Source organism: Mycolicibacterium sp. XJ1819 (genome assembly GCF_053483675.1).
In genome coordinates this window covers 20,624-46,887 of sequence record NZ_JBEFST010000016.1, presented here as the reverse complement: position 1 = coordinate 46,887, position 26,264 = coordinate 20,624, and the positions used below count along the sequence as shown (strand labels likewise).

General features: G+C 68.5%; 28 protein-coding genes. 13 read left to right on the top strand and 15 right to left on the bottom strand.

Annotated elements, in window-relative coordinates; genetic code table 11:
- Positions 1-15 precede the first annotated feature (15 nt).
- From gndA to ABQE89_RS18270, 3 genes are read right to left on the bottom strand one after another with little or no spacing between them, the layout of a single operon-like run.
- Entirely contained in the window at positions 16-1,476 is a 1,461-nt protein-coding gene (gene gndA, locus ABQE89_RS18280; RefSeq protein ID WP_448419145.1) for an NADP-dependent phosphogluconate dehydrogenase, read from the bottom strand.
- A gap of 51 nt (positions 1,477-1,527) precedes the next feature.
- Positions 1,528-2,454, bottom strand: a complete 927-nt coding sequence (locus ABQE89_RS18275) for a M56 family metallopeptidase (protein ID WP_448419143.1) — start codon at positions 2,452-2,454, stop codon at positions 1,528-1,530.
- A gap of 14 nt (positions 2,455-2,468) precedes the next feature.
- Positions 2,469-2,885, bottom strand: coding sequence for a BlaI/MecI/CopY family transcriptional regulator (locus ABQE89_RS18270; protein ID WP_448419141.1), 417 nt, complete (start codon positions 2,883-2,885; stop codon positions 2,469-2,471).
- 217 nt (positions 2,886-3,102) lie between these two features.
- Here ABQE89_RS18270 and ABQE89_RS18265 point away from each other — a divergent pair, with 217 nt between their 5' ends.
- The 8 genes from ABQE89_RS18265 (at position 3,103) to ABQE89_RS18230 (ending at position 8,901) form a co-directional block, all read left to right on the top strand.
- Complete coding sequence (locus ABQE89_RS18265; RefSeq protein WP_448419139.1) at positions 3,103-3,879, top strand: iron reductase; 777 nt, start codon at positions 3,103-3,105, stop codon at positions 3,877-3,879.
- Positions 3,880-4,092: 213 nt separating this feature from the next.
- A complete protein-coding gene (locus tag ABQE89_RS18260; RefSeq protein WP_448419137.1) occupies positions 4,093-4,497 on the top strand; it encodes a PaaI family thioesterase in 405 nt (134 codons plus the stop codon).
- 108 nt (positions 4,498-4,605) lie between these two features.
- On the top strand, positions 4,606-4,908 hold the full coding sequence (locus tag ABQE89_RS18255; protein ID WP_448419135.1) for an urease subunit gamma: 303 nt from the start codon (positions 4,606-4,608) through the stop codon (positions 4,906-4,908).
- A gap of 8 nt (positions 4,909-4,916) precedes the next feature.
- Complete coding sequence (locus tag ABQE89_RS18250) at positions 4,917-5,231, top strand: urease subunit beta (RefSeq protein ID WP_448419344.1); 315 nt, start codon at positions 4,917-4,919, stop codon at positions 5,229-5,231.
- Positions 5,228-6,949, top strand: coding sequence for an urease subunit alpha (locus ABQE89_RS18245; RefSeq protein ID WP_448419133.1), 1,722 nt, complete (start codon positions 5,228-5,230; stop codon positions 6,947-6,949). The genes ABQE89_RS18250 and ABQE89_RS18245 overlap by 4 nt, the downstream gene beginning before the upstream one ends.
- Entirely contained in the window at positions 6,949-7,584 is a 636-nt protein-coding gene (locus ABQE89_RS18240; protein WP_448419132.1) for an urease accessory protein UreF, read from the top strand. The genes ABQE89_RS18245 and ABQE89_RS18240 overlap by 1 nt, the downstream gene beginning before the upstream one ends.
- Positions 7,585-7,594: 10 nt before the next feature.
- Positions 7,595-8,275 carry an urease accessory protein UreG gene (ureG, locus tag ABQE89_RS18235; RefSeq protein WP_448419130.1) on the top strand — a complete coding sequence of 227 codons (681 nt, stop codon included), beginning with the start codon at positions 7,595-7,597 and terminating at the stop codon, positions 8,273-8,275.
- A complete protein-coding gene (locus ABQE89_RS18230) occupies positions 8,275-8,901 on the top strand; it encodes an urease accessory protein UreD (RefSeq protein WP_448419128.1) in 627 nt (208 codons plus the stop codon). Before ureG ends, ABQE89_RS18230 begins: the two co-directional genes overlap by 1 nt.
- Here ABQE89_RS18230 and urtE read toward each other — a convergent pair.
- The 8 genes from urtE to ABQE89_RS18190 form a co-directional block, all read right to left on the bottom strand.
- Entirely contained in the window at positions 8,898-9,590 is a 693-nt protein-coding gene (gene urtE / locus ABQE89_RS18225; protein ID WP_448419126.1) for an urea ABC transporter ATP-binding subunit UrtE, read from the bottom strand. The two genes, ABQE89_RS18230 and urtE, sit on opposite strands and share 4 nt — an antisense overlap.
- Entirely contained in the window at positions 9,590-10,396 is an 807-nt protein-coding gene (gene urtD, locus ABQE89_RS18220; protein ID WP_448419124.1) for an urea ABC transporter ATP-binding protein UrtD, read from the bottom strand. Before urtD ends, urtE begins: the two co-directional genes overlap by 1 nt.
- Positions 10,393-11,511, bottom strand: coding sequence for an urea ABC transporter permease subunit UrtC (urtC, locus tag ABQE89_RS18215; protein ID WP_448419122.1), 1,119 nt, complete (start codon positions 11,509-11,511; stop codon positions 10,393-10,395). Before urtC ends, urtD begins: the two co-directional genes overlap by 4 nt.
- Positions 11,508-12,392: an urea ABC transporter permease subunit UrtB gene (urtB, locus tag ABQE89_RS18210; protein WP_448419120.1), complete on the bottom strand. Its 885-nt coding sequence runs from the start codon at positions 12,390-12,392 to the stop codon at positions 11,508-11,510. The genes urtC and urtB overlap by 4 nt, the downstream gene beginning before the upstream one ends.
- A 7-nt stretch (positions 12,393-12,399) precedes the next feature.
- Positions 12,400-13,650 carry an urea ABC transporter substrate-binding protein gene (gene urtA / locus ABQE89_RS18205; protein WP_448419118.1) on the bottom strand — a complete coding sequence of 417 codons (1,251 nt, stop codon included), beginning with the start codon at positions 13,648-13,650 and terminating at the stop codon, positions 12,400-12,402.
- A gap of 198 nt (positions 13,651-13,848) precedes the next feature.
- Positions 13,849-15,222, bottom strand: a complete 1,374-nt coding sequence (locus tag ABQE89_RS18200) for a type II NADH:quinone oxidoreductase Ndh (RefSeq protein ID WP_448419116.1) — start codon at positions 15,220-15,222, stop codon at positions 13,849-13,851.
- 99 nt (positions 15,223-15,321) lie between these two features.
- A complete protein-coding gene (locus ABQE89_RS18195) occupies positions 15,322-16,263 on the bottom strand; it encodes an LLM class F420-dependent oxidoreductase (RefSeq protein ID WP_448419114.1) in 942 nt (313 codons plus the stop codon).
- A gap of 38 nt (positions 16,264-16,301) precedes the next feature.
- Positions 16,302-16,973 (bottom strand): SDR family oxidoreductase, encoded by a 672-nt coding sequence (locus ABQE89_RS18190; RefSeq protein WP_448419112.1) that lies wholly within the window; start codon positions 16,971-16,973, stop codon positions 16,302-16,304.
- Positions 16,974-17,224: 251 nt separating this feature from the next.
- Here ABQE89_RS18190 and ABQE89_RS18185 point away from each other — a divergent pair, with 251 nt between their 5' ends.
- From ABQE89_RS18185 to ABQE89_RS18175, 3 genes are all read left to right on the top strand, one after another.
- Complete coding sequence (locus ABQE89_RS18185) at positions 17,225-17,962, top strand: ABC transporter permease (RefSeq protein ID WP_448419342.1); 738 nt, start codon at positions 17,225-17,227, stop codon at positions 17,960-17,962.
- Positions 17,963-17,968: 6 nt separating this feature from the next.
- Positions 17,969-19,021 carry a sulfate/molybdate ABC transporter ATP-binding protein gene (locus ABQE89_RS18180; RefSeq protein ID WP_448419110.1) on the top strand — a complete coding sequence of 351 codons (1,053 nt, stop codon included), beginning with the start codon at positions 17,969-17,971 and terminating at the stop codon, positions 19,019-19,021.
- A gap of 233 nt (positions 19,022-19,254) precedes the next feature.
- Positions 19,255-20,307 carry an alanine and proline-rich secreted protein Apa gene (locus ABQE89_RS18175; RefSeq protein WP_448419108.1) on the top strand — a complete coding sequence of 351 codons (1,053 nt, stop codon included), beginning with the start codon at positions 19,255-19,257 and terminating at the stop codon, positions 20,305-20,307.
- An 18-nt stretch (positions 20,308-20,325) separates the two neighbouring features.
- Here the strand turns inward: ABQE89_RS18175 and ABQE89_RS18170 are convergent, their stop codons facing one another.
- Positions 20,326-20,577 (bottom strand): CDGP domain-containing protein, encoded by a 252-nt coding sequence (locus ABQE89_RS18170; protein WP_448419106.1) that lies wholly within the window; start codon positions 20,575-20,577, stop codon positions 20,326-20,328.
- 203 nt (positions 20,578-20,780) lie between these two features.
- Here ABQE89_RS18170 and ABQE89_RS18165 point away from each other — a divergent pair, with 203 nt between their 5' ends.
- Positions 20,781-21,794 (top strand): zinc-binding alcohol dehydrogenase family protein, encoded by a 1,014-nt coding sequence (locus ABQE89_RS18165; protein WP_448419104.1) that lies wholly within the window; start codon positions 20,781-20,783, stop codon positions 21,792-21,794.
- Here ABQE89_RS18165 and ABQE89_RS18160 read toward each other — a convergent pair.
- A complete protein-coding gene (locus ABQE89_RS18160; protein ID WP_448419102.1) occupies positions 21,791-22,282 on the bottom strand; it encodes a hypothetical protein in 492 nt (163 codons plus the stop codon). The two genes, ABQE89_RS18165 and ABQE89_RS18160, sit on opposite strands and share 4 nt — an antisense overlap.
- A gap of 119 nt (positions 22,283-22,401) precedes the next feature.
- On the opposite strand from ABQE89_RS18160, the gene ABQE89_RS18155 reads away from it, so the two are divergent.
- Complete coding sequence (locus tag ABQE89_RS18155; RefSeq protein WP_448419100.1) at positions 22,402-23,001, top strand: CGNR zinc finger domain-containing protein; 600 nt, start codon at positions 22,402-22,404, stop codon at positions 22,999-23,001.
- Here the strand turns inward: ABQE89_RS18155 and ABQE89_RS18150 are convergent.
- Complete coding sequence (locus ABQE89_RS18150) at positions 22,990-23,754, bottom strand: CPBP family intramembrane glutamic endopeptidase (protein ID WP_448419098.1); 765 nt, start codon at positions 23,752-23,754, stop codon at positions 22,990-22,992. The two genes, ABQE89_RS18155 and ABQE89_RS18150, sit on opposite strands and share 12 nt — an antisense overlap.
- Before the next feature lie 11 nt (positions 23,755-23,765).
- On the bottom strand, positions 23,766-26,195 hold the full coding sequence (locus ABQE89_RS18145; RefSeq protein WP_448419096.1) for a phosphoketolase family protein: 2,430 nt from the start codon (positions 26,193-26,195) through the stop codon (positions 23,766-23,768).
- Positions 26,196-26,264: the final 69 nt, after the last annotated feature.

Below are 26,264 nucleotides of genomic sequence, written 5' to 3'. Positions count from 1 at the left end.
CGGCCGGGCGTGGAGCTAGGCGGGGACTTCGCTGCGGTCCCCGCTCCACAGTGTGTGGAACTTCTGGTCCCGGTCGGAGTCGATACGCGCGTAGGTGTGTGCGCCGAAGTAGTCGCGCAGTCCCTGGATCAGCGCCGCGGGCAGCCGCTCGGTGCGCAGCGCGTCGTAGTAGGACAGCGCCGAGGCGAACCCCGGAACCGGGATGCCCAGTTGGGTGGCCGTCCCGACCACGCGGCGCCAACTGTCGATCGCCGACTCGACGGCGCTGCGGAAGTAGGGCGCCGCGATCAGCGTGGCCAGGTCCGGGTCCGCGTCGTAGGCCTCCTTGATCCGGTTGAGGAACTTGGCCCGAATGATGCAGCCGCCACGCCAGATCGTCGCCAGGTCGCCGGGGGTGACGCCCCAGTCGTACTCCGCGCTGCCCGCCTGGATCTGGTTGAAGCCCTGGGCGTACGCGATGATCTTGGAGGCATAGAGCGCCTGGCGGACGTCGTCGATGAACTTGTCTGCGTCAGCGGGCGTTCCGCCGAGCTGCCCGGAGGCCAACCCCGTGGTGGCCCGGCGCTGGGCCACCGAACCGGACAGCGCGCGGGCGAACACGGCTTCGGCGATGCCGGTGACCGGCACGCCGAGGTCGAGGGCCGACTTCACCGTCCACCGGCCGGTGCCCTTCTGTTCGGCCTCGTCGACGATGACGTCGACCAGCGGCTTCCCGGTCTTCGCATCGGTCTGGCGCAGCACCTCGGCGGTGATCTCGACCAGGAAGCTGTCGAGATCGCCGGTGTTCCACTCGGTGAACACGTCGGCGATCTGGGGGGCGGTGAGCCCCAGAGCGTCGCGCAGCAGGTGGTAGGCCTCGCCGATCAGCTGCATATCGGAGTATTCGATGCCGTTGTGCACCATCTTCACGAAGTGCCCGGCACCGTCGGGTCCGATGTGGGTGCAGCACGGCACACCGTCGACGTGCGCGGAGATCTCCTCGAGCAGCGGGCCGAGCGACTTGTAGGACTCCGCGGGTCCGCCGGGCATGATCGACGGGCCGTTGAGCGCGCCCTCCTCGCCGCCGGAGATCCCCGCGCCGACGAAGTGCAGGCCGCGCTCGCGGATCGCCTTCTCCCGCCGGATGGTGTCGGTGTAGAGCGCGTTGCCGCCGTCGATGATGATGTCGCCTTCCTCCATCGCGTCGGCGAGCTCGTTGATGACGGCGTCGGTCGGTTCACCAGCCTTGACCATGATCAGCACTCGACGTGGCTTCTCAAGGGCGGCAAGGAATTCGGTGATGGTCTCGGTCCGGACGAACTTGCCCTCCGACCCGTGCTCCTTCAGGAGTGCGTCCGTCTTGGCGATCGAGCGGTTGTGCAACGCGACCGTGTACCCGTGCCTGGCGAAGTTTCGCGCGATGTTCGACCCCATCACGGCAAGGCCGGTGACCCCGATCTGAGCGGAGGCGGGAGCGGAAGCGTCGGACGGACTCATGCGAGCGCCTTTCGTTGTTTTGTTGTAGGTGAACGCGTCTATCAGTCGCGCTTATCCCAGCGCGGTGAAGAGTCGATGAAGTTCGGTCAGCCACGGCACCGCCACGGCGACAGTCGGTACCACCAGCACCGCCGCGGCGCCCGCGTAGGCCGCGACCGCCAGCACCCGGCTGTTGCCCCGGCCGGCCAGGCGGCGCACTCGCTCCACGGTGCTCGGACCGCCCGCGGCCAGCGCACCGGAGGGCGCCGGACTGGCCGCGCAGGCCACCAGCGCGCGAGCCAGCGGGGTGGGACCCGCGGCGCGAAGCGCGGTGTCGTCGGCGAGCATCTCGACCAACAACCGCACGGCGCCCAGGGCACTGGCGCTTCGGACGAACCGGGGGAAGGCGGCGCGCATCGCGGTGAACATCTCCAGAACCAGGTCGTGGCGGGCGCGCAGATGCGCGCGTTCGTGCGACAGGATGGCAGACATCTCGTGGTCGTCCAGGGCCGCCAGGGTGCCCTGGCTGACCACCACCCGGCTGCGCACGCCGGGCAGGCAGTATGCCAGCGGTTCGGCCACGTCGATGATGCGCAGGCCGCTGCGCCGCGAGCGGCCCACCAGGTCCACCACCATGCGGTGGTGCGCCCGGCGGCGCCGGGTGGAAATCGCCACCCGCAGCACCGACACGGCGAGCCGGGCGCCGATCACCAGGGTGAGCGTGAGGACCAGGACGTGTACGAGCCACAGCGGCAGGCCCATCGCCTCGATGCCGCTGGCCACTGTCGCGGTCGGACGCCCGTCGTGTCCTGGTGCGAAAAGCCTACTGGCGATGGCGATTCCGGCCGAGAACGCCGACAGCACCGCCGCGAGCGCCACCGCCTGCCACAACACGATGGCCGCCCTGGGCGCCCTGGTCGGCCAGGAGGCCCGTGCCAGCACCGCAGGCACCGGCCCCGACAAGACCAGAGCCATGACGGTGAAAACCAGCGCGGACACGCCGTCAGTGTCCCTCAGCCGGGGCCTGGACCGCCAGCGGGCGGCGGAACGCCGTGTTTACTCTCCAGTTCGGTCAGCGCCCGGCGCAGCGCCGCCGCCTCGTCGGCGCCCACGCGCTCGACGAAATGCACCAGCGCCGCCTCACGGCTACCGGAGTCCGCAGCCTGGTCGAGCGCATCGACCATCAGCCCCGCGACCAGTTCGTCGCGACCGTGGGTGGGGGCGTAGCGGTGGGCGCGGTCGTCGCGGTGTTGCACCACGAGGCTCTTCTTGGCCAGCCGTTGCAGCACGGTCATGATCGTGGTGTACGCCAGGTCGCGTTCGGCCGATAACGCCTCGTGTACCTGGCGCACGGTCTGAGGTTCGGGCGCGGACCAGAGGTGGTCCATCACCGCGCGTTCGAGATCGCCTAGGCGCGTCAACTTGGCCATTCCTGTTCATCTCCTAGAGCGGTGAACCCAGCCTACTACGGGCTTACTACCGTGCGTCGTATCAGCTCGCCGAAGCGGCGCCGGCCGCCCTGCAAGCGGACGCGAACCATGGTCAGCGCGGGTTGTGAGTCCGATCGCAGAGGGTCCCAGGGGGGGTAGTCAGCGCCACCGAGTGCGGGCCTATAGTAAGGCTAACCTAACTCTGATCGGAGGTGCCATGACGGTTCTGGTCGACGACCCGCTCATCGCGAGCATGACGATCACGCGGACACTGCCGCTGCACGAGTCCAGCCGCCGGCTTCGCGAGCTCTATCCGGAGTGTCCGCGGGTCTACGGCGTCGCGGTGATGGGCGATCTGTCCCGCAGGCGGTGGTGGCCGCTGGCGGAGGCGTTGACCACCGACCGGCTGCAGGCGATGTTCGACCTCGCCGTCGCGGAGACCGACAGCCGCGCCGCAGTGTCTCAACAGTTGGCGGCGACGCTCGCACACGTCGTGCTCGGCCGGGTGATTCCGCTGCTGGTGCTCGAGGGTCGGGCATGGGACACCGGCCTGGAGAACCTCTGGGTGCACGTGGACTCTGAGGGCACCGTCGACTGGGTGGGGGTGGCCGACCCGACGCTGCGCGCGTTACCCGGTGACCCGTTCTTCCGCGACCGGGCCGATGTGCAGGGCAACTGCGCACGCGACGGCATCGTCGCGCTGCCCAACGAGGCGGCACTGACGACCTGGTTGGCCCACCGCAGTCATCGCGCGCTGGACCCGCTGTTCCACAAGCTCGCCGAGCTCAGCGGCGACGCCATGCCGATCGCGTCGATGTGGCACGTCGCCGGAGGGATCGTGGTGAGCGCCGCGACGCAGGTGCCGATGCTGGCCCGCTGCAGCGAGGCGGCCAGCATGCGCCGCAGCCAGGCGGTTCTGGACGCGCTGGCGGGCTTCGGCCTGCCGGTGCGCGGAACGAGCCGCACCGCCCCGCGGAAGGTCTTGCTTAATTAGGTAAGCCTTGCCTATTCTGTGGGTGTTTTGTTCGACGATCAGAAAACGTCACGAACCCGGACCGCGCCGGAGTCCTGAGGGCTGCAGAGACCCCCGGTCCACGTGAAGACGGACCCCGCGTCACGGGCGCGGGGTCCGTCTGTTTCTCGCGGTAGCCGGCGAATCCCCGGGGTAGGCGCGGCGACCTCGGCGCCGACGTGTAGACACATCTGCGTGACGACGGACGTACCGCCCGGCCTCGGCGCCGGTTTCGACACCGAACTCGGACTGCAGTACCTCGAGGTGACCCCCGACGGCAGCAAGGCGCAGCTGAAGATCAACGACAAGCTGTTGCAGCCGTGGGGGATCGTGCACGGTGGGGTGTACTGCGCGGTCGTCGAGAGCCTGGCGAGCGTGTCGGGCGCGACCTGGCTGGCCGCCAACGGCGGGGGCACGGTCGTCGGGGTCAACAACAACACCGATTTCCTGCGCGCGATCTCGTCGGGCACCGTCACGGCCGTCGCCACGCCCATCCACCGGGGACGGCGGCAACAGCTGTGGCTGATCACCATCACCGACGACGACCAACGCGTGGTCGCACGCGGACAGGTGCGGCTGCAGAACTTGCCGGCGGAGTAAACACGCTAGTGATTTCGGCGTGCGCAGTCGCGCTCAGCGCGACCAGCCACGCCGAAATCGCACTTCTTGCGCTGCCGCGCCGTGCGCGGCATGGCAATATCGCCGACTATGCGCTTGACACCGCATGAGCAGGATCTGCTGCTGCTGTCCTACGCCGCCGAACTGGCGCGGCGGCGACGGGCACGCGGCCTGAGGCTCAACCACCCCGAAGCGGTCGCGGTGATCACCGACCACATCCTCGAGGGTGCCCGCGACGGCCGCACGGTCGCGGAGTTGATGGTCAGCGGTCGGGAGGTGCTGCGCCGCGACGACGTCATGGAAGGGGTGCCCGAGATGCTCGGCGACGTCCAGGTAGAGGCGACATTCCCGGACGGCACCAAGCTGGTCACCGTCCACCACCCGATCTCGTGAGCGCTCCGATGGTGCCCGGCGAGATCGTGTTCGGGACCGACGACATCGAGATCAACGCCGGCGCACCGCGTCTGGAGCTCGAGGTGGTCAACACCGGTGACCGTCCCGTCCAGGTCGGCAGCCATGTGCACCTGCCTCAGGCCAACACTGCGCTGAAGTTCGACCGCGGCGCCGCACACGGGTTGCGACTGGACATTCCCGCGGGCACCGCCGTGCGGTTCGAACCCGGTATCGCCCAGCGCGTCTCGCTGGTACCGCTGAGCGGAGCCCGGGTGGTGCCCGGGTTGACACTGTCGCCTCCCGGCCCGCTGGACGCGTCGTGACGCGGCTGTCGCGGCCGCGGTACGCAGCCCTCTACGGTCCGACCGCCGGCGACCGGATCCGGCTGGCCGACACCGACCTGTTCGTCGAGATCACCGAGGACCGTAGCGGCGGCCCGCAACTGGCGGGTGACGAGGCGGTGTTCGGCGGCGGCAAGGTGCTGCGCGAGTCGATGGGGCAGGCACGCGCCACCCGCGCCGACGGCGCACCCGACACCGTCGTCACCGGCGCGGTGATCATCGACCACTGGGGAATCATCAAGGCCGACATCGGCATTCGCGACGGTCGCATCGTCGCGATCGGCAAGGCCGGTAACCCCGACATCATGGCCGGTGTGCACCCCGACCTGGTGGTCGGGCCGTCGACGGAGATCATCGCCGGCAACGGTCGCATCGTCACCGCCGGTGGCATCGACTGCCACGTGCACCTGATCTGCCCTCAGCAGATGGACGAGGCGCTCGGCGCAGGCATCACCACCGTGATCGCCGGAGGCACCGGACCCGCCGAAGGCAGCAAGGCGACCACCGTCACCCCCGGTGCATGGCATCTGGGGCGGATGCTGGAGTCGCTGGACTCCTGGCCGATGAACGTCGCGTTGCTCGGCAAGGGCAACACGGTCAGCGCCGAGGCGTTGTGGGAGCAGTTGCGCAGCGGCGCTTCGGGTTTCAAGCTGCACGAGGACTGGGGGGCGACACCGGCGGCCATCGACGCGTGCCTGAGCGTCGCCGATGCGGCCGGAGTGCAGGTGGCGCTGCATTCCGACACGCTCAACGAGGCGGGTTTCGTCGAGGACACGATCGGCGCGATCGACGGCCGGTCGATCCACGCCTATCACACCGAGGGCGCGGGCGGTGGGCACGCACCCGACATCATCACGGTCGCGGCGCACCCGAACGTGCTGCCGAGTTCCACCAACCCGACCCGGCCCCATACCGTCAACACCCTCGACGAGCATCTCGACATGTTGATGGTGTGCCATCACCTCAACCCCGCGGTCCCGGAGGATCTCGCGTTCGCCGAAAGCCGGATCCGGCCGTCGACGATGGCCGCCGAAGACCTGCTGCACGATATCGGGGCGATATCGATGATCGGCAGCGACTCCCAGGCGATGGGTCGCATCGGGGAAGTGGTCATCCGCACGCTGCAGACCGCGCACGTGATGAAACGCCGCCGCGGCGCGCTGCCCGGAGACGGCGCCGCCGACAACAACCGGGTGCGCCGCTACGTGGCCAAATACACGATCTGCCCGGCGGTCGCGCACGGCCTCGACGACGAGGTCGGCTCGGTCGAAGTAGGCAAGCTGGCCGATTTGGTGTTGTGGGAGCCGGCGTACTTCGGGGTGCGTCCGCACGCGGTGCTCAAGGGCGGCATGATCGCCTGGGCGGCAATGGGAGACGCGAACGCCTCCATTCCCACCCCACAGCCGGTGCTGCCGCGGCCGATGTTCGGCGCCGCGCCGGTGGCCGCGGCCGCCACCTCGGTACATTTCGTGTCACCGCAGGCGGTCGATGACAACCTGGCCGAGCGCCTCGCCGTCACCCGCCGCCTGGTCGCCGTCAAGAACGTGCGCGCGGTCGGCAAGGCCGATCTGCCGCTCAACGACGCGCTGCCCGCCATCGAGGTCGACCCGGACACGTTCACGGTGCGCATCGACGGCGACGTATGGCAGCAGGACCCGCCGGCCGAACTGCCAATGGCGCAACGGTACTTCCTGTTTTGATGACAAACCTCACGACACTGCTCACGTTGTCGGACTCGCGGTTGCCCACCGGTGGACACGTGCACTCCGGCGGCGTCGAGCAGGCGGTCACCGAGGGCCTGGTTCGCGACCTTCCGACGCTGCGGGCGTTTCTGCGCAGGCGCGTCCGAACCCACGGCCTGGTGGCCGCGTCGGTCGCCGCGGCGGTGTGCGGCGGCCGGATGAGCATCGATGAGGCCGATCGCGAAACCGATGCCCGCACACCGGCTCCGGCGGCCCGGCAGGCCTCACGCTCGCAGGGCCGCGGGCTGGTGCGGTTGGCGCGGCGGGTATGGCCGGACGTCGAATGGCGACCGCTGGGCACCACCCCGCATCTGGCGGTCGCGGCGGGAATGGTGGGCGCGGTCAGCGCAATGCCGCCCGAACACGCCGCGCTGTCGGTGATCTACACGACGATGACCGGATCGGCGACGGCCGCTCAGCGGCTGCTGGCGCTGGACCCCGGTGACGTCGCGGCCATCACGTTCGACCTGGGACCGCTGTGTGATCAACTGGCCACCGAGGCCGGCAAAGGGCTGTGTGAGCTGTCCGATCCGCTGCTCGACGTCCTGGCCGAACGGCACAGTCAACGCGAACGTCCGCTGTTCGCCTCGTGAAAGGCACGTTATGCCACCACATTTCGTTGACGGTCAGCCCCATGGGCATTTCGACAGGCCGAAGCGCCCGCGGCAGCCGGGGGAGCCGCTGCGGGTCGGGGTCGGCGGGCCCGTCGGCTCGGGAAAGACCGCGCTGGTGGCCGCGCTGTGCAGGCAGCTGCGCGACGAGCTGTCGGTGGCTGTGCTGACCAACGACATCTACACCACCGAAGACGCCGACTTTCTGCGCCGCCACGCGGTGTTGCCCGACGCGCGGATCGCGGCGGTGCAGACCGGCGGCTGTCCGCACACCGCCATTCGCGACGACATCACCGCCAACCTCGACGCCATCGACGACCTGATCGCCGTCAACTCGGCTGACGGGCTGGACCTGATCCTGGTGGAGTCCGGCGGCGACAACCTCACCGCCACCTTCTCCTCGGGGCTGGTGGACGTCCAGATCTTCGTCGTCGACGTGGCCGGCGGTGACAAGGTGCCCCGCAAAGGCGGTCCCGGCGTGACGTTCTCGGACCTGTTGGTGATCAACAAGATCGACCTCGCGCCGTTGGTCGGCGCCGACCTCGAGGTGATGCGCCGTGACGCCGCCGGCGTCCGCGGCGGCCGTCCCACCACGTTGATCTCGCTGACGCAGGACCCGACGGCTGCCCCGGTGCTGGCCTGGGTGCGCGAACAGCTGCAGGTGCCGGTCTAGTGCGCTCGGACGTCGTACTGATCGCGAGGCCGGGCCGCCGACCGCACATCGAGTGCGCAGGCGGTCTCGCCGCCCGCCAGACCGACACCGACACCGTTCATCTGGTGTCGGCGGCGGCCACCCCACTGGGCGGCGACGCGCTGCACATCCGCGTGGTGGTCGAGCCCGGCGCGCGGCTGCGGGTGCGCACCGCAGCGGCGACGGTGACGCTGCCGGGCGCGTCCACCGTCGAATCCCGTGCGGTCTGGACGCTCGAGGTGGCCGGTGACCTCGACATCGATCCGGAGCCGACGGTCATCGCCGCGACATCGCGCCACCTCAGCGCGACCCGCCTGACCCTTACCGCATCGAGCCGGATCCGGCTGCGGGAACGTGTCCAGATCGGCAGGTCCGGTGAACGCCAGGGGTTCTGGTCGGGATCGCTGCACGCCGATGTCGACGGTGCGCCGCTGGTGCGCCACCATGTCGAACTCGGCAGCGGCTCGGTCACCGACGATGAATTGGGCGCACCGATGGCGTGCGTCAGCGAACTGCACTATCCGCAGAGCACCGTCCAGACCGCGGGCCGGCCACTGGCGCTGGCCGGCGGCGGCTGCCTGGCGACGTGGCAGGGGGAGCGGCTCTAGATCGCCATCGCGGCGCGTACGTCGGTCTCTGATGCCGAGCCACCGGCGCCGCTCGAGGTGAGCCGTCCGGCTTCCAGGATGTAGTAGTGCTGCGAAGATTCCAGCGCGAACCCGATGTGCTGCTCGACCAGTAGGACGCCCAGGCCACCGCGGCTGGTCAGCGCGGAGATGGCGGTTTCGATCTCGGCCACCACCGAGGGCTGGATGCCTTCGGTCGGTTCGTCGAGGATCAGGCACCTGGGGCTGGTGATCAGCGCGCGGGCGATCGCCAGCTGTTGGCGTTGCCCGCCGGACAGCAGGCCGGCCTTGCGGGTCAGCAGTTCCTTGAGCGCGGGAAACAGGTCGAGTTGTTCGTCGACGAGGCGTTTTCCGTTCTTGCGACCGTCGGCGACCACCTGAAGGTTCTCCATGGTGGTCAGCTGGCCGAAGGACTGTTGGCCCTGCGGCACGTAGGCGAGGCCGCGAGCCACCCTGGCGCTGGGCCGCAGCCTGGTGATGTCCTCACCGTCGAAAAGCACCTCGCCCGCACTGCATTTGAGCAGTCCGACCGCGGCACGCAGCAGCGTGGTCTTACCCGCGCCGTTGTGCCCCATCACCGCGGCCACCCCTTCGCCGGGCACCTCGATGCTCACACCGTACACGACTTCGGCGCGGCCGTAGCCGCTGCGGATATCGATCAGTTGCAGCATCAGCGGTTCTCCTCGACCAGTTCGGCACCCGCGGCCGCGGTGCCCAGATAAACTTCTTGAACCTTCGAGTTGGCCTGCACCTCGGTGACCGTTCCGTCGGCGATCACGCGCCCGCGCGCCAGCACCGTCACCGAGGTGGCGAAGGCCCGCATGAAATCCATGTCGTGTTCGACCACGACAACGGTGCGTTCGGCGCCGATGCGGCGCAACAGGTTTCCGGTCTCTTCCCGTTCCTCGTGGCTCATTCCGGCGACCGGCTCGTCGAGCAACAGCACGTCAGCGTTCTGTACCAGCAGCATGCCGATCTCCAGCCACTGCTTCTGGCCGTGGGCCAGCGCACCCGCGGGTCTGTCGGCGAGATCGGCCAGCCCGGTCGTTTCGAGCGCCTCCTCGATCGCGGGCAGGACACGCTTGCGCCTGCGCAGCAGCGTCCACGCCGACCGTCCCGCACCCGCCGCGATGTCCAGGTTCTGCAGCACGGTCAGCTGCTCGAACACGCTGGCGGTCTGAAACGTGCGTCCTACCCCCAGCCGGGCGATCTGGTGCACCTTCTTGCCGAGCAGTTCGACGCCGGACTTGTTCACCGACCCGGTTGCCGGCACCAGCCCGGTGATCGCGTCGATGACGGTGGTCTTGCCTGCGCCGTTGGGCCCGATGAGAAACCGCAGATCGCCCTGGAACAGGGTCAGCTCGACGTCACTGACTGCCTTGAACCCGTCGAAATCAACGGTCAGTCCAGAGATTTCGAGGTATTCGGCGCCCATTCCGGCGTTGCCGCCCGCGACCGGTGCACTTTGGGTCGTCATGTGGACACGCCCACCTTCTGGCTGTCGGGTTCGGGTTCGGGCACCGGAGACGGTCGGGGCGGCGGTGTGGGTTTTCGCAGCCGCCGACGCGCGAACACCGCGCCGATGCCGGCGATACCGGCGGGCATGAACCCGACGACCACGATGAACAGCAGGCCCTGGGCGTAGGTCCACTCCGACGGAAACCGTTCGGAGAACACGGTTTGCGCCCAGGCGACGCCGATAGCGCCCAGTACCGGACCCAGCAGCGTGGTACGGCCGCCGATCGCGACGCCGATCAGGAACGCGATCGAGGGCAGGATGCCGACCTGCGAGGGGGCGATGAAGCCGACGATCGGCGCGAACAGCGCACCCGCGATGCTGGCCAACAGTGCCGCGACGGAGTATGCGACCACCTTGATGTTGGCCGGGTCGTAGCCGAGAAAACGCACCCGCTCCTCGCCGTCGCGCACGGCCACCAGCAGCTCGCCGTACCGGCTCGCCATCAGCTGACGCACCACGGCGACGACGGTCAGCAGCACGGCAGCGGCGATGAAGTACAGCATTCGCCGGTTCACCGGGTCGTTCAGCGCGAATCCGAAGAAAGTGCGAAACCGGTTGAGCCCGTTGCTGCCTCCCAGGCCGGTCTGCCCGACGAGCAGGATCGCCAGCGCGGCCGCCAGCGCCTGCGACAGGATCGCGAAGTAGGCGCCCTTGACCCGGCGTTTGAACACGCCGAGACCCAGTGCGGCGGCGATCGCGGTGGGCACCAGCACGATCGCGGCGAGGGTGAACGCGGGGGAGGCGAACGGTGCCCAGTATCCGGGAAGTTCACGCACCCCGGCGATCTGCATGAAATCGGGCACGTCGTCGCCGCGCAACTGCGCGTCGGCGATCTTGAGGTGCATACCCATCATGTAGCCGCCGAGGCCGAAGAACACGCCCTGGCCCAGCACCAGCATGCCGCCGCGGCCCCAGGCCAGCCCGATGCCGACCGCCACGATCGCGAAGCACAGGAACTTGGCCAGCAGGCTGAGCCGGAAGTCCGACAAGACCGTGGGGGCGAGTGCGAACAGCAGCACGGCCGCGACGCCGAAGCCGGCCCAGGTCTGCCAGCGGCCCAGGAAGGTTCTCACGCGAGACTCCTTGTCCTGACGGTGAACAGGCCCTGCGGGCGGACCTGGAGGAAGATCACGATGATCACGAACACGACCACCTTGGCCACCGACGCGGTGGTGTTGTACTCGATGAACGAGTTCGCGAAGCCCAGCGCGAACGCCGCGATCACCGTGCCCTTGAGTTGGCCGAGGCCACCGACGACCACCACCAGGAACGCGTCGATCAGGTAGCTCTGCCCGATGGTGGGACTGGTCGAACCGATCAACGTCAGCGCCACCCCCGCGACGGCGGCCAGGCCCGATCCGACAAAGAACGTGGTGACGTCGGTTCTGCGCGATGAGATTCCGCTGGTCTCCGCGAGGTCGCGGTTGGCCACCACCGCTCGTATCCGGCGTCCCATCGGGCTGAACTTCAACACCGCCGCCAGCGCGGCGACACAGACGACCGCCAGCACCAGGATGAAGATCCGTGTCTTGGGCACCACCGCGCCGAGAATCTCCACCCCGCCCGACAACCAGGCCGGCGCGATCACGTTGACGGCGGGTGCGCCGAAGACGTCGCGCGCCACCTGTTGCAGCACCAAGCCGACACCGAACGTCACCAGTAGCGTGTCCAGCGGGCGGTGATACATCCGCCGGATCAGCGTCGTCTCCAGAAGCGCACCGAGCGCACCGCCGATGAGAAACCCTGTCAGCAACGAAACCACCAGGGAAACACCGGCACTCGACACCACCTGCTGAACCACGTAGGCGGTGTAGCAGCCGGCCATGATGAACTCGCCGTGGGCCATGTTGATGACGCCCATCTGGCCGAACGTCAGCGACAAGCCCAGTGCGGCCAGCAACAGGATCGAGCCGAGGCTCAATCCCGTTGCCAGCTGCCCGATCAGGACATCCATGCGCGGGTCAGCTCGAGAGACCCGCGGCCCAGTTGTACGACTTCAGATAGGGGTCCGGCTCGATGGGTCCGGGGGACTCCCACACCGTGTAGATCAACCCGTCGGGGCGGATCTCACCGATGCGGGCGGTCTTGGTGATGTGGTGGTTCTCCCCGTCGATCGTGACCAGGCCCTCCGGCGCGTCGAACGTCACCCCGCCCGCGTTGTCCTGAATCGCGGTGACATCGAACGACTGTGCCTTCTCGACGGTGTTCTTCCACAGATACACCGAGACATAGGCCGCCTCCATCGGATCCGAGGTGGGCTTGTCGGCGCCGTATTTGTCCTGGTACGCCTTGACGAACGCCTTGTTCACCGGATTGTCGACGGTCTCGTAGTAATCCCACGCGGTCAGTTGACCGGTGATGTTCTGCACGCCGATGCCGCCGATCTCCTCCTCGGCGATCGACACCGACACCACCGGCATGTCCTGCGGCGTCAGGCCGACGTTGCGGTACTCGCGGAAGAACGCGACGTTGGAGTCGCCGTTGAGCGTGTTGAACACCGCGTCGGCGTCGGCGGTGCGGATCTTGTTGACGATGGTGGAGAAATCCGTCGAGCCCAGCGGCGTGTAGTCCTCACCCTTGATCTCCATGCCGTTGGCGTCCGCGTACGCTTTGATGATGCGGTTGGCGGTCTGCGGGAAGACGTAGTCGCTGCCGACCAGGTAAAGCGACGTCACGCCCTGTTCCTTGAGGTAGTCCAGCGCGGGCACGATCTGTTGGTTGGTGGTGGCGCCGGTGTAGAAGATGTTGTCGGAGGCTTCCAGTCCCTCGTACTGCACCGGGTAGTACAGCAGCGAGTTCGCGCTCTCGAAGACGGGCAGCATCGCCTTGCGTGACGAGGAGGTCCAGCCGCCGAAGACCGCGGCCACGCAGTCGCTGCTGATCAGCTTCTCGGCCTTTTCGGCGAACACCGTCGGTTCGGATGCGCCGTCCTCACCGACGAGTTCGATCTGCTTGCCCAGCACGCCACCGGAGGCGTTGATCTCCTCGACGGCCAGGTCGATGGCGTGGCGTACGGTCACCTCGGAGATGGCCATGGTGCCCGAAAGAGAGTTCAAGGCACCGACTTTGACCGTCGGGCCCGAGGTGTCGACACATGACTCGGCTACGCCCGAACCCGATTCGCCAGCCTTGCTGCCACAGCCGGTAAGCACCAGGCCCGTCGCGGCGGCGATGCTGCCGGCCACCAGCGCAGAGCGTCGTAGAAGTCGCATGAACAGCCTTTCCTCTATGTCCGCAGAACCGTGCGGTTGTCGCTTCGCGACGTTAGAGCGGCTGTGTTTCTGCCAAATGACTGTGTGTGACGAACAAATTAACCTGCCAATCACACCGGTGAGTGACCGCGAAATGCCGTCTTTTCCGCGGAATTCACGGACATTCGCGGTCGCTCGCCAGGCAGGGCGGGCGGGAAGCTAGACCGCGGCCTTTTCGGTGTCCTGCACCATCGACGCGATCTCCTGGAGCCCCTCGATCCTGGTGCGGGCGTAGGCCTGCTGCTCTGTGATCGTCAGGTTGCCCCGCGCCGTGGACAGGAAGGTGACCGTCCACGACAGCAGCGTGGTGATCTTGCGACGGAACCCGACCAGGTACACCAGGTGCAGCACCAGCCAGGCCAGCCACGCGATGAAGCCGCCGAACTCCAGCGGCCCGATCTTGGCGACCGCCGAGAACCGCGACACGGTGGCCATCGAACCCTTGTCGAAGTACTGGAAGGGTTCGCGCTGGGTGGGATCGGCGCCCTTCAACTCCGCCTTGATGGCCTTGGCCGCGTAGTTGCCACCCTGGATGGCGCCCTGCGCCTGGCCCGGGACGCCTTCCACCGCGGCCATGTCGCCGACGACGAAGACATTCGGATGCCCGGGAATGCTCAGGTCCGGAAGCACCTTCACCCTGCCGGCCCTGTCGATCTCCACGCCGGACTGCTCGGCGAGGTCGCGACCGAGCGGGCTCGCCGACACCCCGGCCGACCAGACCTTCGTGGCCGACTCGATGCGGCGGAACGTGCCGTCGGGATCCTTGACGGTGATGCCGTTGCGGTCCACGTCGGTGACCATGGCACCCAATTGGATCTCGACGCCCATCTTCTCCAGCCGGGCCCGGGCCTTGTTGCCCAGCTTCTCGCCCATGGGCGGCAGCACGGCTGACGCCGCGTCCAGCAGGATCACCCGAGCCGTCGTCGAATCAATGTGGCGGAAAGCGCCTTTGAGCGTGTGATCGGCGAGTTCGGCGATCTGACCGGCCATTTCGACGCCGGTCGGACCCGCACCGACAACGGTGAACGTCAGCAGTTTCTCCCGACGCGCTGGGTCGCTGGAGCGTTCGGCCTGCTCGAACGCGCTGAGAATGCGAGCCCGCAGTTCCAGCGCGTCGTCGATGGTCTTCATGCCGGGCGCCCACTCGGCGAAATGGTCGTTGCCGAAGTAGGACTGGCCGGCGCCGGCGGCGACGATCAGCGTGTCGTATGGGGTGACGTAGGTGTGGCCGAGCAGTTCGGATCTGACGGTCTGATTGGCCAAGTCGATGTGGGTCACGTTGCCGAGCAGCACCTGGGCGTTCTTCTGCTTGCGCAGGATGATGCGTGTCGGCGGCGCGATCTCGCCCGAGGAGATGATGCCGGTGGCGACCTGATACAGCAGCGGCTGGAACAGGTGGTGGGTGGTCTTGGCGATCACCTTGACGTCCACATCGGCGCGCTTGAGCGCCTTGGCAGCGGTCAACCCACCGAACCCCGACCCGATGATGACTACTTTGTGTCGATCAGATGCAGTGGCTCCGGGATGGCTCATTCTGGGCTCCTCGACGGTGCGTCACGTGCGGTTTTCTACCCTTACGGTAGCCGCCCGAAACCCCAATAGCCTCATCGGATTGATGTGTTGTAGCCCACGTCAGGGGGTGGTTTGTGAGCCGACGAGCGGCTTGAGCGCTTCGCCGAGGGCCGCGACGTCACCGGGCCGGTACCCGCTGTGTTGGGTGGGCACGTTGAGGATCACGCCGCCCACACCGGCGCCGAGCACCTTGTCCTTGACCTGTTCGGCGATCTGCTCGGCGGATCCGACCACCGTGCGCGCCCTGGCGCGTTCGGAGATCTGGTCGAGGGTCATCTGCTCGTCCACGATCGCGGTGAGCAGCACGCTGGTCTCCAGCGTGGCAGGGTCGCGACCGATCTTCTCGCAGCTTTCCCGCACCACGTTGACCTTGTGAGCCAACTGGTCGAAGGTCGCGATCAGGTTGAGATGGTCGAAGCTGCGCGCGGCCAGCGGGATGGTCTTCTTCTCCCCGCTGCCACCGATCATCAGTGGAATCCGTTCCCGGAAGCGGGGATTGGCCATCGCCTCGGTGGTCTGATAGTACTTGCCCGAAAAGGTGGGCCGGTCGCCCTCGATCATCGGCACGATGATCTGCAATGCCTCGTCCAACTTGTTGAAGCGGTCGGTGAAGGTACCGAACTCGTAGCCGAGCTGTTCGTGCTCGAGTTCGAACCAGCCGGTGCCGATGCCCAGCACCGCGCGGCCCTGGCTCATCACGTCGAGCGTGGTGATGGCCTTGGCCAGCAGAGTCGGATTGCGGTAGGTGTTGCCGGTGACCAGCGTGCCGAGTTGAACCCGCTGGGTTGCGGTGGACAGTCCGCCCAGCGCCGTGTAGGCCTCCAGCATCGGCTGATCGGGCGTACCGATACCGGGCAGTTGGTAGAAGTGGTCCATCACGAAGACCGAGTCGAAGCCGGCCGCCTCGGCTTCCTGGGCCTGGGCGATCACGGTGGGGAACAGCTCGGCGACGCCGGTGCCGTAGGAGAAGTTCGGGATCTGGAGCGCGAGTCGAATCGTCACTCCGTCAACCCTAGTTGGACGCTGGCGGGATCTCGCGATTACCCGAAGTTGGCCAGTGCCCCGTGGCTGACGTGCAGCGTCTGACCGGTGATGTGCCGCGCCGCCGGTGTGGTGAGAAACAGCGCCAGCCGGGCGATCTCCTCGGCCACCGGCGGCGGCGTCCGGGACAGGCCCTCGTAGCCGGGCTCCGCGCTGCGCCCGGATGCGACCGCGTTGACGGTGATGCCGCGGGTGCCGAAGTGGGTGGCCTGCCCGGCGGTCCAGTCCGCCACCGCCGCCTTGATCGCGGATTCGGCGCTGCCTTCCTGCGGATGCTCGGGGACGACGTTGACGATGGAGCCACCTGAGCGCAGGTGATCGCCGACGACCTGCACGGTCAGCACGGCCGACAGCAGGGTGGCGTCGAGCGCGGTGCGCCATGCCGCGGCCTGGTCGGCCAGCGAGTACGTGCGGGGGTCGCCGCCCTGCCACCGAGGGGCAGGCACGTTGACGATCGTGTCGAGGTGGTGCGGGAACTGCGCGCGGGCCGCCTCCAGGCTGCCGGGATCGGTGTTGTCGAACACGATTGCGTCGACGTCGAGCTCCTTGGCCGCGACCTCCAGATCATCGCGGTGCGCGCCCGCGATCACCACCCGGTGCCCCGCGTCACGGAAGTTGCCCGCGATCGTGCGACCCAGATCGGTGTCGCCGCCGGTGACCAGCACCTCCATCGCAACCAACCTCCTTTCGTGTTCACCGCTGAACCCCAGCCGGTGCCCGCAATGTTACTGGACAGTAGCTAGTCGGCGAAACCGGCGCGCGGGCAACCCGCACCACATCGCATCCGAAGTGCCATAGGGTCGTGACCTGTGAAGTCGCTGTCGGCGCAGCAGCGGGTCCCGGCACAGGCAGGCGTCGCGAACCGTTGACGGCCGCGCCCGGGTTGCCCCGCTGGATCTATGTTCCCGCCGTCGCCGGGGCGATGTTCGTCGTCCTGCCGCTGATCGCGATCGCTGCGAAGGTGAACTGGCCACAGTTCTTCTCGTTGGTCAGCAGCGAGGCGTCGGTGACGGCGCTGCTGTTGAGCTTGCGGACCGCGACCGTCAGCACCGCGTTGTGCCTGCTGCTGGGTGTGCCGATGGCGCTGGTGTTGGCACGCAGCGACGGTCGCACGACGCGGATGATCCGGCCGCTGCTTCTGCTGCCGCTGGTGTTGCCGCCGGTGGTCGGCGGGATCGCGCTGCTGTATACGTTCGGCCGGCTCGGGCTGGTCGGCAAGTACCTCGACGCCGCCGGGATACAGATCGCGTTCACCACGACGGCCGTGGTGCTCGCCCAGACGTTCGTGTCACTGCCGTTCTTGGTGCTCGCCATCGAGGGCGCCGCGCGCACCGCGGGTGCTGACTACGAGGTGGTCGCCGCCACCCTCGGTGCTCGCCCGGGCCGGGTGTGGTGGCGGGTGTCGCTGCCCCTGCTGGCGCCGGGACTGGTCTCGGGGGCGGTACTGGCGTTCGCCCGCTCACTGGGGGAGTTCGGCGCGACTCTCACGTTCGCCGGTTCGCGCCAGGGCGTCACCCGCACGCTGCCGCTGGAGATCTACCTGCAGCGCGAAAGCGACGCCGACGCGGCGGTGGCGTTGTCTTTGCTGCTCGTCGCGGTGGCCGCGGTCGTCGTCGTCGGATTGGGCAGTCGACGGTTGCGGGGCGCCAGTGCTTGGTAGCCGACCGTGACCGGGATCAGCCTGCGCGCCGTCGTCGAAAACCGAGGCGTCGACATCGAATTCGAGGTCGCAGCGGGCGAAGTGCTGGCGGTGCTCGGACCCAACGGTGCGGGCAAATCCACCGCGCTGCACGTCATCGCCGGGCTGGTGCGACCCGACAGCGGGGTGGTGCGGGTCGGCGACCGAGTGCTGACCGACACCGGGGCGGGGGTTCATGTCGCGACCCACGCCCGGCGCGTCGGGCTGTTGCTGCAGAACCCACTGCTGTTTCCGCACCTGACCGTGGCCGCGAACGTGGCCTTCGCGCCCTGCAGTCGCCGGCCCGAGCACTGGCTGGCGCAGGTCGACGCCGCCGATCTCGCGCAGCGCAGGCCGCGCCAGCTCTCCGGCGGACAGGCGCAGCGGGTGGCGCTGGCCCGTGCGCTGGCCGCCGAACCCGACGTGCTGTTGCTCGACGAACCGCTCGCCGGGCTGGACGTGGCCGCGGCCGCCGCGGTGCGCAAGGTGCTGCGCCGAGTGCTGGCGCGCGACGGGCGGTCGGCGGTGCTGGTCACCCACGAGGTGCTCGACGTGCTCACGCTCGCGGACAGGGTACTGATCCTGGAATCCGGCCGGGTAGTCGAAACCGGTTCGGCCGCAACACTCTTGGCGACGCCCAAGAGCAGGTTCGGTGCGAGGTTCGCGGGGGTCAACCTGGTCGGTGGCACTGCGGCCGACGGCGGCGTGCTGAGCACCGGGTTCGGCACGGTCTGGCACGGTGTCGCGGCCTCCGACGTCGTCGCGGGGGAGAAGGCAGTCGCGTTGTTCAGTCCGGCAGCGGTCGCCGTGTACCGCGACGAACCGCACGGCAGCCCGCGAAACACCGTAGCGGTGACGGTGGCCGAACTGGACAGTCGCGGATCGTCGATCCGGGTGCGCGGCGAGGACCAGCCCGACGGCGCGCCGGGACTCGCCGCGGACATCACCGCCGACTCCGCGGCCGAACTGCGGTTGGCACCCGGCGACCGGGTGTACTTCACGGTCAAGGCCCAGGAGGTCACCCTGTACCCGGGCCCGTGACGACCGCCGTAACGACGGCGCGGGTGGGCGCGATCAAGCCCGTGACTACCAAAGCTCTCCGGTGTCGAAAAGCACCGACGCCGCCCCCGGGCGACGCGCGGGGACACCGTGGTGCCAGCAATCAGCAAAATCGGTGTCGCACAGGGCATTCTCCGTGACAGCAATTTTTCAATTGTGCACTTTAAGAGCATTTCACACTTGCGTCACGGCGGTAACACGGTAGTTTCTTCCACATGGACGAGCCGGACGCGATTTCGACAGACCGCAAGGGCCTCTCGAGGACCTTGGTGGTCGCTGCCCTGAGTTGTGTGACCGCGGTGGCGTTGGCGCTGCCTTCGGTGGCGCAGGCGCAACCAGAGCCCACGCCTCCTCCGCCGCCGCCTGCGGACGGCAACACGTTCATGCAGGGACCGCCGCCGCCCCCGGCCGATCCCAACGCGCCGCCACCACCTCCGGCCGATCCCAACGCGCCGCCGGCGGATGCCCCGGCCCCACCGCCTCCGCCGCCGGCCGATCCGAACGCGCCGCCGCCACCTCCTGGTGAGCCCGCCCCGCCGCCCGCGCCAGAGCCGGGCCGGGTCGAGAACGCCGCCGGCGGACTGAGCTTCGTCGTCCCGGCGGGCTGGCAGGTCTCGGACTCCACCCAGTTGTCCTACGGCCAGGCGCTGTTGACCAAGATCGCGCCCGAGGGTGCGCAGCCGCCCAACGACACCAGCGTGCTGTTGGGTCGACTGGATCTGAAGCTGTTCGCCGGCGCCGAAACCGACAACACCAAGGCCGCGCAGCGGCTGGCGTCGGACATGGGCGAATTCTTCATGCCTTTCCCGGGCACGCGGATCAACCAGGAGACCGTCGAGCTCGACGCGGACGGTATGCCGGGCATCGCGTCCTACTACGAGGTGAAGTTCACCGACACGAACAAGCCGACCGGACAGATCTGGGCCGGCGTCGTCGGCGAGCCGACCGAACCCGGCACCCCCCGGGGGCAGCGCACCCCGGAGCGTTGGTTCGTGGTGTGGCTGGGCACGGACCTCAACCCGGTGCCCAAGGAAGAGGCCGTCACCCTGGCCAATTCGATCCGGCCGTACTCGGCGCCCGTCGCTCCCGGGCAGCCGGATCCGAACGCGCCCGCGCCGCCCGCGGATCCCAACGCGCCGCCACCGCCGCCGGCCGATCCCAATGCACCGCCTGCCGACCCGAACGCGCCGGGAGCGCGGCCGGCGATCGGCGTGCCGGTGCCGGTCGCACCGGAGAACGCACCCGAGATGGCGCCACCGCCCGCCTAACCGGCGAGCGGTGCGCCCTCAGGGCACGTACGGTGGCTGACCCTCGAGGTTGTTCACATTGAGGGTGAAGCAGGGCAGGGTTCCGCCGAAGCCCAGGACACCCACCGACTGGCAGCGCTGAAAGCTTCCGTCGGGGGCGATGGGCCCGTCGCAGATCTCCCCGCCGCCCCACGGCGTCCAACCCGCCTGACAGCCGGCGTTGGCCGGTGCCGCCAGGGCGATCCCGCCGGCGGCCAGGAGACCGGCCATCAAAGCAACTAGTGATTTCACAGCACTCCCCTCTACTCCCCGTGGCTAGTCGCGACCACCACCACTGGGGTCGCAGCGCTTGTAGTGACCAGGTTATGCCACTGTGACCAAACGTGAATCAGGGTTTCTCCTACCCGGTGAACGCACGGCCCAAGCGCCGTGAAGATGTCGAATCGGCGGCCTGATTCGTTACTTTCCGGTGGTCGCCGCGCCACCATGGAGTGATGACCACAACGATGAGCGCGTGGCGGGTCCGTCGGCCCGGTCCGATGGCGACCGAGCCGTTGGAACGTGTCACCGTGGCCGTTCCCCGACCCGAACCCGACGAGCTTCTTGTCGCGGTGCTGGCGTGTGGCGTGTGTCGCACCGATCTTCATGTCGCAGAGGGGGACCTGCCGGTGCATCGGCCCGGGGTGGTGCCCGGCCACGAGGTGGTCGGGGAGGTTGTCGAAACCGGATCCGCCGTCGGCGCCGAGTTCACCACGGGCGACCGTGTCGGCGTCGCGTGGTTGCGGCACACCTGCGGGCGGTGCCGGTACTGTCTGCGCGGCCAGGAGAATCTGTGCCCGGATTCCCGGTACACCGGCTGGGATGCCGACGGCGGCTACGCTGAATTCACCACTGTGCCAGCGGCTTACGCTCACCGCCTGCCGTCCGGATACTCGGCGACGCAACTGGCGCCGCTGCTGTGCGCGGGCATCATCGGCTATCGCGCGCTGTTGCGCGCGGATCTGCCGGCCGGCGGACGGTTGGGCATCTACGGATTCGGCGGGAGCGCTCATCTGACTGCGCAGGTGGCACTCGCCCGGGGTGCCGAGGTCCATGTGATGACCCGCGGGGAGCGGGCCCGCGCGCTGGCCCTGGCGCTGGGCGCTGCCTCGGCGCAGGGGCCCCGGGACCGTCCGCCGGTGGCGTTGGACTCCGCGATCTTGTTCGCACCGGTGGGTGATTTGGTGCTGCCCTCACTCGAGGCGCTCGACCGGGGCGGCACCCTCGCCGTCGCGGGGATCCACCTGTCCGACATCCCACCGCTGAACTATCAGCGCCATTTGTTTCAGGAGCGCCAGATCCGGTCGGTGACCTCGAACACCCGCCGCGACGCGCGCGAGTTCCTCGACTTCGCCGGACGACACCGCATCGAGGTGACCAGCCCGCAGTATCCGCTCGGCCGCGCCGCCGACGCACTGGCCGATCTGGCCGCCGGCCGGGTCGCCGGGGCCGCGGTGCTGACGGTCTAGAGTGCGGCGAGCGCGGCGCCGAGACGACCTCGCAGATCACCGCGCCCGTACCGGTACAGCGGTCCGGTGCCGTCGGAGAGCAGGAGACGGAGGCGGGCGGTGCCGCGGGCGTGGACCGGTCGCAGGGAGTGCAGGCGCAGCGTGATCGCGTCGATCAACTCCTCGGCCGCGAGGATGTTGGGGATGTTCAGCGGGACGCGGGCAGACAGCAGCCGTCCGCCGCCCTGCGCGTCGACGAGGGCCTGCCGAAGGGAGCGTGCGATCGCCTCGCGCTCGGCCCTCGACGTCAGCCGCCACTCGTGCGCGGCGAGCGCGCTGGCCGGCGTCGGCTTCACGCCGACCGCCAGGCGTCGGTCGTATTCGCGGGCGTTGAGCCGGGCTAGCAGTCGTGCAGCCGGCGACGGCCGCAAGGTCGCGCGTTCGGTGGTTGCGGTGGTGCCGGTGCCGGCGTCGGGAAGAACTCCCGCTGGACGCTGGTTGTCAGCCATGAGGTGACCTTTTCCTGCCTGGTGGCGCTTCGAATTTCTTGTGACTGGTCATTACGTTACACCGGTCATGCATGACCAGTCAAATTGATTTACCAGTCATCCACACGTAGTCTCGGGGCATGACTGCGGCACCTGTGCGCTGGCTCGGCGACGACGAGACCAAACCGGCTCCCGAACCGCTCAATCGCGTCCAGGCGCTGGTCAACACCGTGGAGCTGCCCTCGGGGCCCGACCGGCTGGCTGGCCCCGACGATGCCCGGCCGTGGCTGGTCGACAACGGGCTGCTGGCCCGTGACGACATGCTCGCGGAGGCCGACCTCGAACGCGTCCGTGACGTACGCGAGGCGCTGCGCGCGATGCTGGTGGGCAACGCCGGGGGACCGGCACCGAGCACCGACCAGTTGGCCGTGCTGGAATCCGTGGCCGCCGACGGCGCCGCCAGGGCGACGCTGGACGCAGACGGTCGAGTGGCCCTGTCGGCAGCCGGGGATTCGCTGGCCGACCGGCTGGTCGAACTGCTGGTGGTGATCCGCGACGCGCAGCGCGACGGCAGTTGGTCGCGACTCAAGGCCTGCGGCTTCGACGAGTGCAAATGGGCGTTCTACGACAGGTCACGCAACCACGGCGGGACCTGGTGCGACATGGCGGCGTGCGGGAACAAGCTCAAGAACCGCGAATTTCGCGCGCGTAGGCGGGCGGCGGCGCGCTCAGCCGGATAGGTGCCATACCGCGGCGGCGGCGAGGGCACCCATTCCGTTCAGGGACCAGTGCAGGGCAATCGGGGCAATCAGGCTGCCGCTGCGGCGGCGCAGCCAGGTGAACACGAACCCGGCGCACGCGGTGGCCGCCACCGCCAACACCACACCGGCGATCGTGCCGAGCAACCCGCCGCCGAAGAGTCTGGTGAACCCGACGTTGTCACTGGTCAAGCCCAGTGAGGTGGTCACGTGCCACAGGCCGAACAGCAGCGACCCGGCCGCCGCGACACCGCGGAAACCCCATGCCCGGTCCAGCGCGCCCTGCAGCACGCCCCGAAAAGCGAGTTCTTCGGGGATCACCGTCTGCAGCGGAATGATGATCATCGAGGCGAGCAGCGCGCCCGAGATCGTCGCGTAGTTGTTGTTCAGAAACATCGGCCGGGTCCACGGCAGCAGCGCACCCACCGCGATCACCGAGAGCACCACCGCGACCGCGGCCAGCGCGTATCCGGTACCCGCCTTCCAGTGTTCTCTGCTCAGCCCCAGTTCGACCCAGTCCAGGCCGCGGGAGCGCACCAGGATCAGCAGCACCAGCGCCGCCGCCGGAACCGTCGCGACGCTGGCCCACGGCGTGGTGAAGTGGGCGATCAGATTCGTCAACGCCAGCACCACCACCACCACGGCGATGTCTACGTAGGTGCGGAACCGGTGCAGCGCCGAAAGCTGGACGACCAACGGGTGCGGGGCGCTGGCTACCGCGGCTTGGTCGGACACGAGAAGTCAGTCTACCGAGGAGTCTCGGACAGGCTGTCCTGCGACAGCCACGCCGGCCGGTAGTCGGGGTCCCATGCCCAGTTCGCGATCGCCGGATCGTCCTCGCCGTGCTCGCGGGTGTAGCGGCGGGCGGCCAGGCGCGCGTCGAGCATCCGCTGACGCAGGCCGGCCGCCCTGGTGGCCAGCCCGTCGACCCGGTCGATGACGTCCATGACCAAATGGAATCGGTCGAGGTCGTTGAGCATCACCATGTCGAACGGTGTGGTGGTGGTGCCCCGCTCCTTGAACCCGCGCACGTGCATGTGGTGGTGGTTGGTGCGCCGGTACGCCAGTCGGTGCACCAGCCAGGGATAGCCGTGATAGGCGAAGATGATCGGCTTGTCGGTGGTGAACAACGCGTCGAACTCGTGATCGGACAGTCCGTGCGGATGTTCACTCTGGTCCTGCAGCCGCATGATGTCGACGACGTTGATGACGCGGACCCGCAGGTCGGGCAGTTCGCGCCGAAGGACGTCGGCGGCGGCCAGCGTCTCCAGTGTCGGGATGTCGCCCGCGCAGGCCAGCACGACGTCGGGGTCGCCGTGGGCGGTGCTCGCCCACTCCCAGATTCCCAGGCCGCGGGCGCAGTGGGCGATCGCCTGTTCCATGTCGAGGTAGGTCAGCGCGGGTTGCTTGCCCGCCACGATGACGTTGACGTAGTGGCGACTGCGCAGGCAGTGGTCGGCCACCGACAGCAGGGTGTTGGCGTCCGGCGGCAGATACACCCGCACCACCTCGGGCCGCTTGTTGGCGACGTGATCGATGAAACCCGGGTCCTGGTGCGAGGCGCCGTTGTGGTCCTGGCGCCAAACATGTGATGTCAGAAGGTAGTTCAGCGAGGCAACCGGACGCCGCCACGACAGTTCCCTGCTGCTCGACAGCCATTTGGCGTGCTGGTTGAGCATCGAGTCCACGATGTGCACGAACGCCTCGTAGCAGCTGAAGAACCCGTGCCGTCCGGTCAGCAGGTAGCCCTCCAACCAGCCCTGGCACAGGTGCTCGGACAACACCTCCATCACCCGGCCGTCGGCGCTCAGGTTCTCGTCGTCGGGGCCGATCTCGGCCAGCCAGGCCTTGTCGGTCGACTCGAACACCGCCGAGAGCCGGTTGGACGCGGTCTCGTCCGGACCCATCAGGCGGAAGCGGTCGTGGTTGCGCGCGATCACGTCGCGCAGGAACGTGCCCAGCACCTTCGTCGCCTCCGCGGTGGAGGTGGCCGGCCTGTCCACCGGCACCGCGTAGTCGGCGAACCGCGGCAGGTCCAGCTCGCGCAGTAGCAGCCCACCGTTGGCGTGCGGGTTCGCGCTCATCCGCCGCACGCCGGTGGGGGCGAACTCGCGCAGTTCGTGGCGCAGCGCGCCGTGGTCGTCGAACAGTTCCTCCGGGGCGTAGCTACGCAGCCACGCCTCCAGTTGCGCCATGTGGTCGGGGTCGGTCCTGGTCTCGGACAACGGAACCTGATGAGAGCGCCAGGTGCCCTCCACCCGCTTGCCGTCGACCTCCCTGGGTCCGGTCCAGCCCTTCGGCGTGCGTAGCACGATCATCGGCCACAACGGCCTGCCCCGTTCACCCTCAAGGCGTGCCGCCCGCTGGATCGCGGCGATCTGGTCGAAGGCCTCGTCGAACGCGGTCGCCAACTGCTGATGGACGTTGGCCGGGTCGTCACCGGCGACCGTGACCGGCCGATACCCATAGCCGTAGAACAGCGACTCCAGTTCCTCCTGCGGGATGCGGGCCAGCACCGTCGGGTTGGCGATCTTGTATTCGTTGAGGTGCAGGATCGGCAACACCGCCCCGTCGGTGACGGGGTTGAGGAACTTGTTGGAATGCCAACTGGCCGCCAGCGGTCCGGTCTCGGCTTCGCCGTCGCCGACCACGCATGCGACCACCAGGTCCGGGTTGTCGAACGCGGCACCGTAGGCGTGCACCAGCGCATAGCCCAATTCGCCGCCCTCGTGGATCGAGCCGGGCGTCTCTGCGGCGACGTGACTGGGGATGCCGCCGGGAAAGGAGAACTGGCGGAACAACTTCCGTAACCCCTCCGCGTCCTCGGAGATCGCCGAGTACACCTCGCTGTAAGTGCCCTCCAGGTAGGCGTTGGCGACCAGGCCCGGGCCCCCGTGGCCGGGGCCGGTGACATAGATGACGTTGACGTCGCGGGCCCGGATGACGCGGTTGAGATGGGCGTAGACGAGGTTGAGCCCGGGCGTGGTGCCCCAGTGCCCGAGCAGTCGCGGCTTGACGTGCTCGGGCGCCAGCGGCTCGCGCAGCAGCGGATTGTCCAACAGGTAGATCTGGCCCACGGACACGTAGTTCGCGGCCCGCCAGTAGGCGTCGACGAGGCGTAGTTCGGTCTCGGACAGCGCGGGCGTCACGGCGTCGCCCGTTCGGCTGGCGGTCATGGGTTCCATCATCCTCTCGGCGCGGGTGGACAGAGGCTGGATGACTGGTACCCGGATCGCCGGAGCTCA

Excerpts from the sequence above, each read along its gene's own strand:
- gndA (WP_448419145.1), bottom strand. The coding sequence starts at position 1,476 with ATGAGTCCGTCCGACGCTTCCGCTCCCGCCTCCGCTCAGATCGGGGTC.
- ABQE89_RS18270 (WP_448419141.1), bottom strand. The coding sequence starts at position 2,885 with ATGGCCAAGTTGACGCGCCTAGGCGATCTCGAACGCGCGGTGATGGAC.
- ABQE89_RS18265 (WP_448419139.1), top strand. The coding sequence starts at position 3,103 with ATGACGGTTCTGGTCGACGACCCGCTCATCGCGAGCATGACGATCACG.
- ABQE89_RS18255 (WP_448419135.1), top strand. The coding sequence starts at position 4,606 with ATGCGCTTGACACCGCATGAGCAGGATCTGCTGCTGCTGTCCTACGCC.
- ABQE89_RS18250 (WP_448419344.1), top strand. The coding sequence starts at position 4,917 with ATGGTGCCCGGCGAGATCGTGTTCGGGACCGACGACATCGAGATCAAC.
- ABQE89_RS18240 (WP_448419132.1), top strand. The coding sequence starts at position 6,949 with ATGACAAACCTCACGACACTGCTCACGTTGTCGGACTCGCGGTTGCCC.
- ureG (WP_448419130.1), top strand. The coding sequence starts at position 7,595 with ATGCCACCACATTTCGTTGACGGTCAGCCCCATGGGCATTTCGACAGG.
- urtE (WP_448419126.1), bottom strand. The coding sequence starts at position 9,590 with ATGCTGCAACTGATCGATATCCGCAGCGGCTACGGCCGCGCCGAAGTC.
- urtD (WP_448419124.1), bottom strand. The coding sequence starts at position 10,396 with ATGACGACCCAAAGTGCACCGGTCGCGGGCGGCAACGCCGGAATGGGC.
- urtB (WP_448419120.1), bottom strand. The coding sequence starts at position 12,392 with ATGGATGTCCTGATCGGGCAGCTGGCAACGGGATTGAGCCTCGGCTCG.
- urtA (WP_448419118.1), bottom strand. The coding sequence starts at position 13,650 with ATGCGACTTCTACGACGCTCTGCGCTGGTGGCCGGCAGCATCGCCGCC.
- ABQE89_RS18200 (WP_448419116.1), bottom strand. The coding sequence starts at position 15,222 with ATGAGCCATCCCGGAGCCACTGCATCTGATCGACACAAAGTAGTCATC.
- ABQE89_RS18190 (WP_448419112.1), bottom strand. The coding sequence starts at position 16,973 with ATGGAGGTGCTGGTCACCGGCGGCGACACCGATCTGGGTCGCACGATC.
- ABQE89_RS18185 (WP_448419342.1), top strand. The coding sequence starts at position 17,225 with ATGTTCGTCGTCCTGCCGCTGATCGCGATCGCTGCGAAGGTGAACTGG.
- ABQE89_RS18175 (WP_448419108.1), top strand. The coding sequence starts at position 19,255 with ATGGACGAGCCGGACGCGATTTCGACAGACCGCAAGGGCCTCTCGAGG.
- ABQE89_RS18165 (WP_448419104.1), top strand. The coding sequence starts at position 20,781 with ATGACCACAACGATGAGCGCGTGGCGGGTCCGTCGGCCCGGTCCGATG.
- ABQE89_RS18160 (WP_448419102.1), bottom strand. The coding sequence starts at position 22,282 with ATGGCTGACAACCAGCGTCCAGCGGGAGTTCTTCCCGACGCCGGCACC.
- ABQE89_RS18155 (WP_448419100.1), top strand. The coding sequence starts at position 22,402 with ATGACTGCGGCACCTGTGCGCTGGCTCGGCGACGACGAGACCAAACCG.
- ABQE89_RS18145 (WP_448419096.1), bottom strand. The coding sequence starts at position 26,195 with ATGACCGCCAGCCGAACGGGCGACGCCGTGACGCCCGCGCTGTCCGAG.